Source organism: Clostridium sp. 16K-1-R1 (assembly GCF_023921145.1).
Classification (GTDB): domain Bacteria; phylum Bacillota; class Clostridia; order Clostridiales; family Clostridiaceae; genus Sarcina; species Sarcina perfringens.
Genome location: NZ_CP046515.1, coordinates 1,091,694 through 1,105,259 on the forward strand (window position 1 = coordinate 1,091,694; position 13,566 = coordinate 1,105,259).

13 protein-coding genes are annotated in these 13,566 nt (G+C 26.9%); 9 read left to right on the forward strand and 4 right to left on the reverse strand.

The features are described from left to right. Nucleotides 1–153: 153 nt before the first annotated feature. Complete coding sequence (locus GOM42_RS04710) at nt 154–4,047, forward strand: beta-N-acetylglucosaminidase domain-containing protein (RefSeq protein ID WP_252597717.1); 3,894 nt, start codon at nt 154–156, stop codon at nt 4,045–4,047. Nucleotides 4,048–4,211: 164 nt separating this feature from the next. Here GOM42_RS04710 and GOM42_RS04715 read toward each other — a convergent pair whose 3' ends face one another. Together GOM42_RS04715 and GOM42_RS04720 are read right to left on the reverse strand one after the other, a co-directional pair. Continuing rightward, entirely contained in the window at nt 4,212–4,352 is a 141-nt protein-coding gene (locus GOM42_RS04715) for a hypothetical protein (RefSeq protein WP_003461987.1), read from the reverse strand. A gap of 15 nt (nt 4,353–4,367) precedes the next feature. Next, entirely contained in the window at nt 4,368–4,688 is a 321-nt protein-coding gene (locus GOM42_RS04720; protein ID WP_003453892.1) for a heavy metal-binding domain-containing protein, read from the reverse strand. A gap of 437 nt (nt 4,689–5,125) precedes the next feature. Here GOM42_RS04720 and GOM42_RS04725 point away from each other — a divergent pair, with 437 nt between their 5' ends. Genes GOM42_RS04725 through GOM42_RS04735 form a run of 3 tightly spaced genes read left to right on the forward strand, consistent with a single transcriptional unit; the run spans nt 5,126 to nt 7,829 of the window. After that, nucleotides 5,126–5,314, forward strand: coding sequence for a hypothetical protein (locus tag GOM42_RS04725; RefSeq protein WP_003474405.1), 189 nt, complete (start codon nt 5,126–5,128; stop codon nt 5,312–5,314). Between the two features lie 53 nt (nt 5,315–5,367). Beyond that, nucleotides 5,368–6,183 (forward strand): ABC transporter ATP-binding protein, encoded by an 816-nt coding sequence (locus GOM42_RS04730; RefSeq protein WP_060669935.1) that lies wholly within the window; start codon nt 5,368–5,370, stop codon nt 6,181–6,183. Then, the gene (locus tag GOM42_RS04735; protein ID WP_060669937.1) at nt 6,180–7,829 is read left to right on the forward strand and encodes a hypothetical protein; all 1,650 of its coding nucleotides are present in this window, start codon (nt 6,180–6,182) and stop codon (nt 7,827–7,829) included. Before GOM42_RS04730 ends, GOM42_RS04735 begins: the two co-directional genes overlap by 4 nt. Before the next feature lie 153 nt (nt 7,830–7,982). On the opposite strand, the gene GOM42_RS04740 is transcribed toward GOM42_RS04735, so the two are convergent. Further along, entirely contained in the window at nt 7,983–8,768 is a 786-nt protein-coding gene (locus GOM42_RS04740) for a LysM domain-containing protein (protein ID WP_060669941.1), read from the reverse strand. 323 nt (nt 8,769–9,091) lie between these two features. Continuing rightward, complete coding sequence (locus GOM42_RS04745; RefSeq protein ID WP_078233482.1) at nt 9,092–9,643, reverse strand: class I SAM-dependent methyltransferase; 552 nt, start codon at nt 9,641–9,643, stop codon at nt 9,092–9,094. Nucleotides 9,644–9,963: 320 nt separating this feature from the next. On the opposite strand from GOM42_RS04745, the gene GOM42_RS04750 reads away from it, so the two are divergent. From GOM42_RS04750 to GOM42_RS04770, 5 genes are all read left to right on the forward strand, one after another. Further along, complete coding sequence (locus GOM42_RS04750) at nt 9,964–10,614, forward strand: CoA pyrophosphatase (RefSeq protein ID WP_003454037.1); 651 nt, start codon at nt 9,964–9,966, stop codon at nt 10,612–10,614. Between the two features lie 90 nt (nt 10,615–10,704). Then, nucleotides 10,705–11,124 carry a DUF5412 family protein gene (locus tag GOM42_RS04755; protein ID WP_003462194.1) on the forward strand — a complete coding sequence of 140 codons (420 nt, stop codon included), beginning with the start codon at nt 10,705–10,707 and terminating at the stop codon, nt 11,122–11,124. Between the two features lie 367 nt (nt 11,125–11,491). Continuing rightward, the gene (locus GOM42_RS04760) at nt 11,492–11,707 is read left to right on the forward strand and encodes a hypothetical protein (RefSeq protein WP_223932433.1); all 216 of its coding nucleotides are present in this window, start codon (nt 11,492–11,494) and stop codon (nt 11,705–11,707) included. Nucleotides 11,708–11,724: 17 nt separating this feature from the next. After that, nucleotides 11,725–12,117, forward strand: coding sequence for a VTT domain-containing protein (locus GOM42_RS04765; RefSeq protein WP_236906619.1), 393 nt, complete (start codon nt 11,725–11,727; stop codon nt 12,115–12,117). A gap of 268 nt (nt 12,118–12,385) precedes the next feature. After that, nucleotides 12,386–13,516: a 1-propanol dehydrogenase PduQ gene (locus GOM42_RS04770; protein ID WP_003455712.1), complete on the forward strand. Its 1,131-nt coding sequence runs from the start codon at nt 12,386–12,388 to the stop codon at nt 13,514–13,516. Nucleotides 13,517–13,566: the final 50 nt, after the last annotated feature.

Consider the following 13,566-nt stretch of genomic DNA (forward strand, 5'->3'; position numbering starts at 1 on the left):
TACTGTTAACTTTTGTTTAATTAATTTGAAAACGATTTTAAAACATAGTGTCGTATGATATCATAAAAATGTATTAAATGGAAAATAAATAATAAAAAGACTTTTAAAGGATTTGATACAATTAAATATTGAATGAAATATTGGGGGATTTTTATGATTAAAAGGGATTTTAGAAAAAAGTTAACTATGTGTTTAGCATCTGTTATGGCTTTAAACCTAGGTATAAGTGTATCGGTAAAAGCTGATGAGGGATTAAAAAATGAGATTAAGAATAATGATATTACTAAAGATATAAGCATATATCCAACTCCTAAGGATATGACTGTAGGAAATAGTGAATTTACCTTAGAAGATTCAGTTAATATAGTTGGAGGAGATTTAGCAGATACATATGCCTTTGAACTTTTGAAAAATATGTTAACTGAATTTGGCATAAAAATTAATGAATCAGAAATTGAGGGGGCTACTACTATTTATATAGGAGAGAGCGATGACAATATTGAAGAGATGGAAAATACATTAGAAGAAATGAATGTAGACACATCTTCAATAAGCAAAGATGAGGGCTATGTATTAGTAACTGATGAAAATATAGAGGGAAATAAAATAGTTATAAGAGGAAATGATGAAACAGGAACTTTTTATGGAGTAAAAAGTTTAAAGCAATTAATTAAAAAGGAAGATAATAAGGTTATCTTAGATGAAGTTGTTATAAAAGATGAGCCGAGTTTTAAAATGAGAGCTGTAGTTGAAGGTTTCTATGGAACACCATGGTCTCAAGAGGAAAGATTGGATCAAATAAAAATGTATGGAGAATATAAAATGAATGCTTATATATATGCTCCAAAGTCAGATCCATATCATAGAGAAAAGTGGAGAGAGCCGTATCCAGCTTCTGAATTAGATAGAATGAAAGAACTTATAAAAACAGCTAATGAAAATAAGGTTGATTTTGTTTTTGCAATATCACCAGGTTTAGATATAAAGTTTGAGGGAGAAGAGGGAGAAGCAGATTTTAAAGCTTTAATAAATAAAGCTGAGACTCTATATGATATGGGAGTAAGAAGCTTTGCAATTCTTTGGGACGATATAGAAAATCGTAGTGGAGTTCAACAAGCAGAAGTTTTAAATAGATTTAATAAAGAATTTATAAAAAATAAAGAAGGGGTTAAGCCATTAATAACTGTCCCAGTAGAATATTGGGGAAGCACAATGTTTAACGGGGAAGAGGTAAAGACATATACTAAAGAATTTGCAGAAACTTTAGATAAGGATATTGAAGTAATGTGGACAGGAAATGATGTAATTCCTCCAAATGGGGTTAGCTTAGAGGATGCAAAGAAGGTTTCAAATGTATATAATAGAAAAATGATGTTATGGTGGAATTATCCTGTTAATGATTATAAAGAGGATAAAATGGCTTTAGGACCAATATATGATCTAGATAGAAATTTAGATGAGGAAGTGTCAGGATTTATAGTTAATCCTATGAGATTTTCTGATGCATCAAAGATTTCCACATTAACAGGAGCTGATTATGGATGGAATTCAGTTTCATATGAAGCAGAAAAATCATGGGACAAAGCTATTGAAATTATTGCAGGAGAAATGAAAGAAGAATTTAAGATTTTTGCTAATCATTCAACTAGATTAGATACAGGAAGACCGGATTCACCAGAGATTAAAAATACTATAGATAGCTTATGGGAAAAGTGGGAAGCAGGTTCTGATATTAGTTTAGAGTTAAGCAATTTACAAAATGAGTTTTCTAAAATGGTTCAGGTGCTAAATAAATTAAGAAGTAATTTAGAAAATAAAGCTTTATTAAATCAATTAGATTCACACTTATCAAAGTTTGAGATTTATGGAAATGCTGGACTTAAATCCATAGAAATATTACAAGACATATTAAATAAGGATATGTCAGAGTTCTGGAGTGATAATTTTGAAGGAATAAAACTTCTTAGAAATTTAGATGGAATAAAAGCTACAATTGCTAATAATGTGGTGGATCCATTTATGAGAAAAGTCCATGAAGTTGGAAATGAATATTTCAATAAGGAAACTACTGTTTTAGAGGACAAGGAATATTCTTATACATCAATTGGAAATATTGCTGACCATAAATATTCAGAATGGTTTATTTCTGAAGAAACGCACTTTCCAAATTATATGTTTGATGATAAAGATAATACAGGCTTTTGGTCAGCAGCACCAGTACAAAAGGATGAGTTCATAGGATTTGATTTAGGTGAAGCTGAAGAGATTAAAGACATATATCTTCTTATGGGAAGAAATAATAATGATACAGATGTTTTAACAAATGGAGTAATAGAGTATTCATTAGATGGAGAAAATTGGACAGAGTTAGAGGTTAATAAGGGAGAGAGAGAATTACTAGTTGAAACAGGAATAAAAGCTAGATTTATAAGATATAGAGCTCTTTCAGACTCTGAAAATAAGTTATATGTTAGAGATTTTAAAGTTAATACTGGAAAGAGTAAGGAAAAATTAATAGGAAATGTAGAAGTTAAAGATTCAAATATTAATAAGTCTTCAGAGGGAGAAAATGAAATTATATCTGCAAGCAATATAAATAAGATTTGCTTTGAAGAGGGAGATTCTATAGGACTTGCTATAAATGATGTTAAAAATGTAATTGGATTTGAAGTCTTAGGAGATGTAGAAAGTAATAAATTTGTATTAGAAAGTTCCTTTGATAATATAGAGTGGGAAGAAGTTTGCAATGGAACTATCTTTAAAGATGAGACTCCTTTAGTAGGAAAGTTCTTTAGAATAAGAGCGAAGGAAAAAACTGAAGCTAATATTAATGAAATTAAGATTTCATTAGAAGGATATTCTAAGGGAATAGTTTCAACAAATAGAAGAATAAGCTCAAACGCAAATATACATCCTGATTTTGTTGCTGATAATGATTATGGTACATCTTTTGTATGCTCAGATACTATTAAAAAAGGTGACTTTGTACAATTAGATCTTGGGGTAGAAAAGAAAATTAGAGATATAAGCTTAGTTCAAGGACCAGGTGGAGATTATATGGATGGAGATATTGAGTATTCTTTAGATGGAGAAAATTGGACAAAGTTAGGTGTTGTAGAAGGAACTGATACCTTAATAAAAGATTTAGATGTGAAAGCTAGATATGTTAGAGTTATTTCAACTGGATATAAGGATCGTTGGTCAAGAGTTAGAGAATTTACTGTAAATAAAACAGTAAAAGAATTCGAGACTAAGGCTACTTCAGAGGGAACTTATATAGATAGAAGTGAGAATATAAGAGATAATAATTTAAATTCTGCATATATACCAGAAGGTGAAATTAAGAGTGGAGATTATCTTCTACGCAGAATTTTTAATGAGAGATTAGTTTCAAAAGTTACAGTTGCTCAGAGTACAGATAATTTATCAGGAGCGAAAGTTATTGGAAAGACTGTAAATGGAGAAACTTTAGACCTTGGAGTGTTAGATAAGGGATTAAATGAGCTTGTTCTTAAGAATCCAAGACAATTAGTATCTGTAAAGTTAGTGTGGGAAAAAGATGCTGGAAAGGTGGAAATCTTTGAAGTAAAACCTACCTTTGTATCTTTAGATTACATAATTGAAGATATTAAAAATGAAATTCAGCGTGGAAAAGATGTTTTAGTTGAGCATAAAGATAAAGAAAATGAAGAAAGAACTCAGTTAGAAGAAGCATTAAAAAATATTGAGAATTTATTAAATAATAAAGCTTCAGATGATGAGATTGTAAGAGCATATGAGGATTTAACAAATAAAATAAATAACTTTATTGATTCAGAGCCAAATAAAGAAGAGGAGAATAAGCCAAGTAAACCAGAAGGTGGAGAAAATGGTTCTGAAGGTGAAGGAGACAAAGAAGACTCTGGAGATAAGAATGAAAATGAAGATAATAAGGATGAGAATGGAAATCTTCCAAACACTGGATCACCTTTAGGAGCAGGTGAGTTAATGCTAGTAGGTGCAGCTTTGGCTACACTTGGAGGAGTAACTATTAAAAAGAAAAAGTAATTAAAAAGAAATAAAATTATTTTATAATATAGTAGCTGTATCAAAATAAGTTTTAATTTTGATACAGCTACTTATTAATAGAAATTTTTATTATATTAAATATGCTCTTAAGAAACATATAAAATCAGTATTAAACAAAAATATAATTATACACTAAATTAAAATTAATATTTTTTATATTTTTCGTGATCAATTTTTTCACGTTTTTTTTCTTTAATTCTACTTCTAATTGTCCAAATAATTAAAATTATAGAGCCTAGGATTATAGAGCCATAAAACAAGGCAATAATTCCTAATATAATCATAAAAACACTTCCTATCTAGGCATCTTCATAAATAACTGCTGTACCATAAGCAACCATTTCAGCAGCCCCTGCAGCAAGAGAAGAAGAAACAAGTCTCATTCCTATAATAGCATTTGCACCTAAAGATTCAGCTTCATCTACCATTCTTCCTATAGCAATTTGTCTAGCTTCTGTAAGCATTTCTGTGTAAGAATTCATTTCACCACCAACTAAGTTTTTAAAACTTGAAGCGATATCCTTACCTATATTTTTACATCTTACAGTACTTCCTTTAACAAGTCCTTTAACTTCTTTTATTCCTTTACCTGGTATTGTTTCAGTTGTTAATACTAACATAATTTATACCTCCTGAAAGTATTTTTATATTTATATTTTAAATTAAAATATATTCTAAATATAAACTTAGTTAATAAAATAATAAATTGAAAAATCAACCAACTAAATTGTTAGATAAATCATATCATAAGTTAAAGTACAATTCAATATATAGTATTAAAGAACTTATTAGAAGATAACTATAAGTTTATATATTACTAAAATTTGTAAATAATTTAATGTAATATTAATATTGTGTGAATAAGAATGGTAGTGTAAAATAATGCTATAATGTAAAATTTTACTTGAAAAGTTATTTGTTTGATAGGGTTTTGGTGTATTTAAATAGGCCTTGAAATCGAAAAAGAATTTTAAAATTTCTTTTAAAAAACTTCATTAATAAATTACTTAATAGGTTTGGTTTTACGTTAAATAATCTTAGAAAAGAGGATAAAAAGATGAAAAATATTGATAATTACACAAGTAACAAAGAAGCTAGAAATAAGATTCTTAAAGAATCTTCTGAAATTGTTGCAGATGAAATGAGAAAGTTACAAGAACAAGATGATGAGAAGAAAAGAGAAGAAGGTATAAAAGAAACTTCTGAAAAGTTAGCTAACTATATGAGAGAGCTAGAAGAAAAATAATTTTAAAATAAGGTGGATAATTAGTAAGGGTTTTAGGGACAAAAATTAAAAAAATGGGGGAATTATTAGTGGCTTTAGAAAATTCTAATGAGTTAATTATAAAAATAAGAGATTTGAAGATGAATTTTGGAACAAAAGAGGTTTTAAAAGGAATAAATTTAGATATACATAAGGGAGAAATAATAGGATATATTGGAACAAATGGTGCTGGGAAAAGTACAACATTAAAAATAATGTTAGGCCTTATAAGTGGCTATACAGGAAAAGTTGAAATTTTTGGAGAAGATATTCTAAAGAGTGATGGAAGTTATAAAAGGAAGATAGGATATGTGCCGGAAATGGCAGACATATATGATACTTTAACTGCTAAGGAATATTTAACTTTTATGGGACAATTATATGGTATGGAGTATAAAGATGTTTTATATAAGAGTAAGCAACTTATGAAGATATTGGGCATAGGAGATGTTTATAATTCAAGAATTTCAAGCTTTTCTAAGGGAATGAGACAGAAAGTTCTTTTAATATCAAGTCTTATACATAATCCAGATATATTGTTTTTAGATGAACCATTAAATGGCTTAGATGCAAATAGTGTTATGGTTATAAAAGAAATCTTATCTGAGCTAGCTAGAAATGGAAAAACTATATTTTATTCATCACATATAATTGATGTTGTTGAGAAAATAAGTCATAGAATAATTCTTTTAAATAATGGAGTAGTTGCTGCTGATGGTAGTTTTGAAGAGCTTAAGAAAAATTCTAATGAAGAATCCTTAGAAGAAATATTCAATGATTTAACTGGTTTTAATGATCATAAAAGATTAGCAGAGGAATTTACTGCACTTATAAAGGGGTGTAGTTTATGAAAAAGGATAAGTCTTTAGCTGTAGTTCATAGATTAAGAGGATTTTATGAAAAGCTTGGTGTTGATTATGAAATGATGAGATTAATATTAGAGACTAAGCTTACAATGGACAGAAGAAGAGAACCTACAATAACTATGAATAATAAAAATAATGATGAGAAAGATAATAGTTTTGGCAAGGCATTAATTCTTTATGGAGTAATGGGAGCTTTTATGTCTATGCTTATAATTGTGAAGCATAATATAATGCTTCAAATGGCTGTTTATTTTGGATTTTTTATGTTTGTAATAGGTAGTAGCTTTATAGCTGATTTTGCTTATGTTCTTTTAGATGTTAGGGATAAAAATCTACTTGGAATTACTGGTGTAAGTTCTAAAACTATAAATGCAGCTAAGATTACTAATATTTTGATTTATATGACCAAGCTAAGTTTAGCTTATGGGGGAGTAGGAATACTTGTTTCTTTAAGATATGGTATATTATTTACTCTTGTTTTTATACTTGAGATTATACTTATTAATTTATTTATGATACTTATAACAGCATTTATTTATTATTTAGTTCTTAAGTTTTTTAATGGAGAAAAGCTTAAAGACATAATAAATGGAGTTCAAATAGTTTTAACTGTTGGGATAATGATTATGTATCAACTTGTAGGAAGACTTTTTGATTTTCTAGATGTAGGTAGTAGATTTACCATAACAAGTTGGTGGCAAGGATTTATAGCTCCTTTATGGTTTGCTGCCCCTCTTGAAATAATAGAAAGTGGAGTAATAGATAAGACATTAATAATATTTACAGTGTTAGCAATTTTAGCACCAATATTATCAATACTTATTTATTTTAAAATAGCTAAAAAGTTTGAAGATTACATTCAAAAGTTAAATGATAATACTTATAAAGGTAAAGATAGAATTCCATTTTCCTTTAAGATTGGAAATTTGGTGTGTAGAAGTAGTACTGAGAAAAGTTTCTTTAATTTTACTGTAAATATAATAAAAAGTGAGAGAAACTTTAAGTTAAAAACATATCCCAATATAGCTATGTCCTTAGTTTTCCCTTTCATATTCTTATTTAACTTTATTAGAAGTTATGAAAGTTTTGCAGATTGGAAAAATCATATGGCTAGTTCAAATGAGTTTTTCACATTGTATATATGTATATTTATGTTGACTCCTGTAATCCTTATGGTTAAATATTCAGATCAGTTTAAAGCCTCTTGGATTTATAAAGCTGTTCCTATAGATGATATGGCTTCAATATTTAAAGGGACATATAAGGGTGTGTTTTATAAAATGATTCTGCCTGTATATATAGTATTGGCTTTAGTATATTTATGGGTATTTGGATTAAGAATTATTCCTCAAATTATAGCAATATTATTTGTAATAATTATTCTAAACCTAATAACAGTTAAGTTGATGGATAAACACCTTCCATTTTCAGTTAGTTTTAAAGATGGTGAAAAGATGGATGATTTAGGAATAACCTTATTTATTTTTATGCTAAGTGCAATATTTGGAGTAGTTCATTATATAATTAATAGACTTAATTATGGAGTATATATCTTTATCCTTATAGAGTTAATATTAATAGGAATTTTATGGACAATAATAAGTAAGAGCAAATATCATAAAATTAATTAAATAAAAACAAATTAGAGTTTAATAGTTATAGAATATATAAGCTAGAGTTAAATAAAATTAACCTTAACTTTATATATAAAAATAAATTTAAAAATCTTAACCTTATTTTTAAGAAGGTTAAGATTTTTATTATATATTTAAGTGGTAAGATATTTAAATATTAGGTAAGAATATATCTTCACCTAATGGAAGAATATCATTTTTAAATGGGTTTATATCCATAAGGAAATCTATAACTACCTCATGATTATATTTAGGGTAGTGTTTTCTAGCTATGCTATACCAAGTATCCCCTTCTTTTACAGAGTATTTTTTCCCATCTTGAAAGGCGTTAACAGGAACTAATACTGTATCCCCTGATTCTAGTGATGAAGTATTGCTTATTTGATTGAGAGATTTTATAATATTCAAACTAGAATTAACAGTACAAGTATCCTTAAACTTTTTAGCCACGTCACTTAATTTTTCATCCTCTTTAAGAGTATATTTTTCTGTTTCTAAATCTTTTAAGTAAGAAGAGTAGCTTATTGTATTTTTACTTTCTGATTTAGAGTTTTCAGATTTGTTTTTATCATTATTTAATGTTTCTTTTGAATTAGTATTTTTATCAGAAGTATTTTTTTTGTTTTCATTAGTAGAATTATTTGATTTATCATTAGCAGATTTATTTTCTGAACTATTAGAAGTTTTTTCTGATTTCTTTTCATCAGTATTGTTTTTATTTTCTTCCTTCTTTTGGTCAGTTTCTTTTAATCTTTCACTTAAGTCATCTTGTGAGTTTTTATCTTTATTCTCAGAGGAGGTATCTTCAGTAACAGTAACCTCTTGAGAAACGGATTTAGATTTCATTAATGTAGAAACAGTTGAATATGTAAAATAACCTAATAAAGCTACACATGTCAATGATCCTACAAGTACTAAAATATTTTTTTTATTCATTTAATAGCCCTCCTAATATGAATTTATACTGAGATTATTGACAGTAATAAGAAAAATATACATAAAAAAGAATCTTAAAAAAATATTAAATATTATTTCTAAGATTCTTTATAATCAATAAATTTAAGAGGGGGAGAAATATTATATTTAAAGTTTTCCTCTTTATTATGGATAAAAATAACTATTTTTTGAAAAAAGCTTGATTTGGTCTAAAATTAGAATTATAATGTAAACGTATTAAGATATTGGTTTATATATGTATAGATTTAGTTATATAATTTATTTTTAGCCTTCCAGAGCGGTTAAAGGAAGGCTCTTTTTTTTTATCTTTCTCCTATTAGACAAATAAGTTCATTTGAAAGTAATACCTCTTCAATAGGAGAAAAGGCAGCTTCTTTCATATCTGATATAATAGAATCCTTACTTAAGGCTTCTTTATGCATACCTTCTTTCCAATCAGCAATGAAAATTTTTCCCTCTTCTTTTAATACTCTATAAGCATCTTTTAAAAGATCCTTAGGAGATAATAACTCATGGTGAAGGTTTATCATTACTATTAAGTCAATAGAGTTATCTTTTAATGGAATATGAGTTTCTTGCATCTTTCCAATTTTTAATCTATCACCATAATAGTCTTGAAGATTTATATCCATATAGTTTAGAAACTCATCTGAAATATCAAGGGCATACAAGGTGCAATTAGGAATCTTTTCTAAAAATGCACGTGAAAATAGTCCAGTGCCTGCTCCCACATCAGCAATTTTTGGACAATTATTTAAGTCTAAAATTTTTAAAAGTTCTCTTAAATCTATTAAGTTTAATCTTTCTGGATTGTTAAGTTTTTCTAAGTTATCAGGATTAAATTTTTCACTCATAATGTTTATACCTTTCTTATAAGATTTATATACTTTATATTATTATCAAAGTAGTTAAATCTTATTATTTATAATATTATGTAAAATAAAATTTATATATTTTAATGTAAACATTAAAATCATATTGTGATTTTATCATATTATGATAAAATAATTGAAGTTAGATTAATAGAGTTAATTTTATAGTTAAGTTTATTATGAAGTTTCTTAAACCAATAAATAAAATAACAAAACTCAATGTAATAAAAATAAATTTAATTTTATAATATTGATAATAAGTATTGAAAATACATTAGTGGTATTAAGAGGTGAATTATATTATGAATAATATTGAGAATATAAAAGATATCTTTAGAGATTATAGAATAGGAATAAATGGGGAAGAGGACATGAAAAGATGTTCTGTTTTAATCCCAGTTGTAAATATAGATGGAGAAGATAATATTATTTTTGAAATAAGAAACAATAAATTAAATAGTAATCCAGGAGAAATATGTTTCCCAGGTGGTGCCATAGAAGAAGGAGAGACTCCTAAAGAAGCTGCTTTAAGAGAATGCTTTGAGGAAATTGGTTTAGGAGAAGAAAATTTGGAAATCATAAGCCAATTAGATTTTTATGTTTCACCTAACAACATATTAATTTATCCTTTTTTAGGAGTTGAAAAAAATCAAAAAGAAGATATAAAAAATCTCATTTCAATTAACAAAGAAGAAGTATCTCATATATTATTAGTTCCTTTAAAATATTTATTAAATTATGAACCTGAAATTACCTACAGCAAAATTATAAATATGCCAAAGGAGGATTTTCCTTTTCATAATATAATAGGTGGTAAAGATTATAAATTTAGAGATGGAAGATACAAAGTTATGTTCTACAAATATAATAATTTTGTGATTTGGGGAATGACAGCTAGAATATTAGAAAATTTCTTAAATGTATATAAGGAGCATTATAATAAAAATATTTAATATAGTAATTTAAAAATAAACTAAAACTTGTATTAAAACAGGTTTTTGTTAAATTTTATAAATATATAGACATTTTAAAGGAGCGATTAAGTGGACCAAAGAAGTTTAGAGAAAAAGTGTAAGTTCAATAAAAGGGTTATTCTATTTACATTTTTACTTACAATTGCTACATTAATAGCAATTTGGATTTCTACATTTAAGTATTATTACAATGAAATTAAATGCAATAATGTTACTATGGAGAAATTACCCATAGGAAGCTTTCAAGAAGAGTATAAATCTCCAAACAAAAAATATACTATTAATTCTTATATATGTAGTTCTGGAGGAGTACCTGATTGGGCCGTAAGATGTGAAGTGGTTAATAATATAAGTGGAGAAGTAAGAAATATATATTGGGATTATAAGATAAAATTAATTGATGTAAAATGGATTAATGATAATATAGTCTCAATAAATGGACATAAAATAGATGTTAAAAATGAGGTTTATGATTGGAGAAAAATATAACTAAAATAAAAAAGACAAATACTTTTAGTATTTGTCTTTTTTAATCACATTCAATAATACGTAAATAACACAAAAGTGCATTAAAAATGAAAAAACAATTGCTTTTATCGATGATAAAGTAAGAAAAGAGGGTTTCATCGATAAAACCTTTACATTAATTATAATACAATGTTTTTAAAAATGCAAGAAAATGTTTTCAGAAATAAGAAACTTTTTAGTAATAAATTAAAAAGAATAATTTGTTATTATTATTTATGTAGTATGATCATAAATAATAACTTAAAAAATATTGATTATTTATATGTAAAAATACATATTTAAGAATTAGTTTATAAATTAATACAACAGATGGGAAGGAAAATAGTTTATGGGGTTTTTAGAGAGCTTTGTTAGCTTTATAGTTTATTTGGCTAGCACTTGTGGATACGTAGGAATATTTATATTAAACATGCTTGAATATGCTTGTTTGCCATTTCCAAGTGAAATTGTATTACCTGCAATAGGTGCTAGTGTAGCAAGTGGTAAATATAGCATGATATATGCTTTGCCAATATCCGTTATAGGAGGCGTAGTTGGCCCCTAATAAGCTATTCAGTGGGAATGTATGCAGGAGAAAAAGTAATTTCATTTGCTAAGAGAAAGCATAAAAAAAGTAAATCTATATTTGAAAAAATAGATAGGTTATTTTCTAGGTATGGCAAAATAACAGTTTTCCTAGCTAGATTATTACCATTTACAAGAACATATATATCACTTTTTGCAGGAGCTGAGAAGGTTAATAAAATTATGTTTGTTATATTTTCAGCTTTAGGTATAACAATAATGGATAGTTTCTATCTTCTATTAGGATATTTTGCATATGATAATAAATCATTTATAGAAAAAGCTTTAAGACATTATTCAATAGCATTAATAATTATAATAGTAATAGCTATTTTTTCATATTATATTTATAAAAATCTAAAATTAAAGAAACTTAAAAAAGAGAATTAAGTTTTATTGACAAGTTTTTTTAAAAAGAGTATATTAAAAATAACACGATGTGGTGTTTAGAGAGCAAAGAAGCTCCATAGGAAATCCCTATGGAGCTTCTTATTTTTTTTATAAGTATATTTTTGGAAATAGCCAATTTTTATTTATAATTAAAAATTCACCTTAATTATATTAAACAAGAAAGATCAACAAAAAAACTACCCGTAAACTAAAAATATACTTATAAATAAGCTCTTACCCATAATTAATAAAAAGAGGGGAGCTAAAAATGAAAAGGTTTAAGATTAAGACAGAAATACTTTTTGGAGAAGGAGCCTTAGATTACCTAAAGGAACTTAAGAATAAAAAAGTTTTTATAGTAACAGATCCTTTTATGGTTAAGTCAGGGACTATAGAAAAATTAACTAATAACCTTACATCATCTGAGGTTTTTGTATTTAGTGAAATAGTTCCAGATCCACCTATTGAGTTAGTTGTAAGTGGAATAGAAATGCTTAAAGATTTTAATCCTGATGTTGTTATTGCTTTAGGGGGAGGGTCTGCTATAGATGCAACTAAGGCAATAATAGATTTTTCTAAAAAATTAGTTAAATTAAATGATATTAAGTTTATAGCTATACCAACAACAAGTGGTACAGGCTCAGAAGTAACTTCATTTTCCGTAATAACAGATAAGCAAAAAGGAGTTAAATATCCTTTAGTATCAGATGAATTATTACCAGACATAGCAATTTTAGATCCAGAACTTGTTAAAACAGTTCCAAATTTTATAACTGCTGATACAGGAATGGATGTACTTACTCATGCATTAGAAGCATATGTTTCTAAAAATGCAACAGACTTTTCAGATGCTTTAGCTGAAAAAGCAGCTACTTTAGTTTTTAAATATTTATTAAAAGCTTATGAAAATGGAAATGATATAGAAGCTAGAGAAAAAATGCATAATGCCTCATGTTTAGCTGGTTTAGCCTTTAATGAGGCTTCTTTAGGAGTAAACCATGGTATTGCCCATGTTTTAGGAGGAAAATTCCATGTTCCTCATGGAAGAACTAACTCAATATTATTACCACATGTAATAGAATATAATGCAAACATAACAAGCTATAATTCTAAGGAATTTAGTGAAGCTGCAGAAAAATATGCTAAAATAGCTAAAATGGTTGGATTACAAGGATCAAATACTAGAGGATTAGTAAAAAATCTTATAAATGAAATTAAAAAGATGCAAAAGGCAATGAATATGCCTACAACTTTAAGAGAGTGTAAAGTTAATTGTGATGAACTAAAGAGTTTAGAAAATGAAATAGCTCAATTAGCATTAAAGGATGCATGTACAGAAAGTAATCCAAGAGTGCCAGATGAAAATGATATAATATCTATTTTAAACAAAATTAAATAGTTTTTTTATAAGCTTCAAAATAGGATTGATATGCTTAGAAATTATCCTTT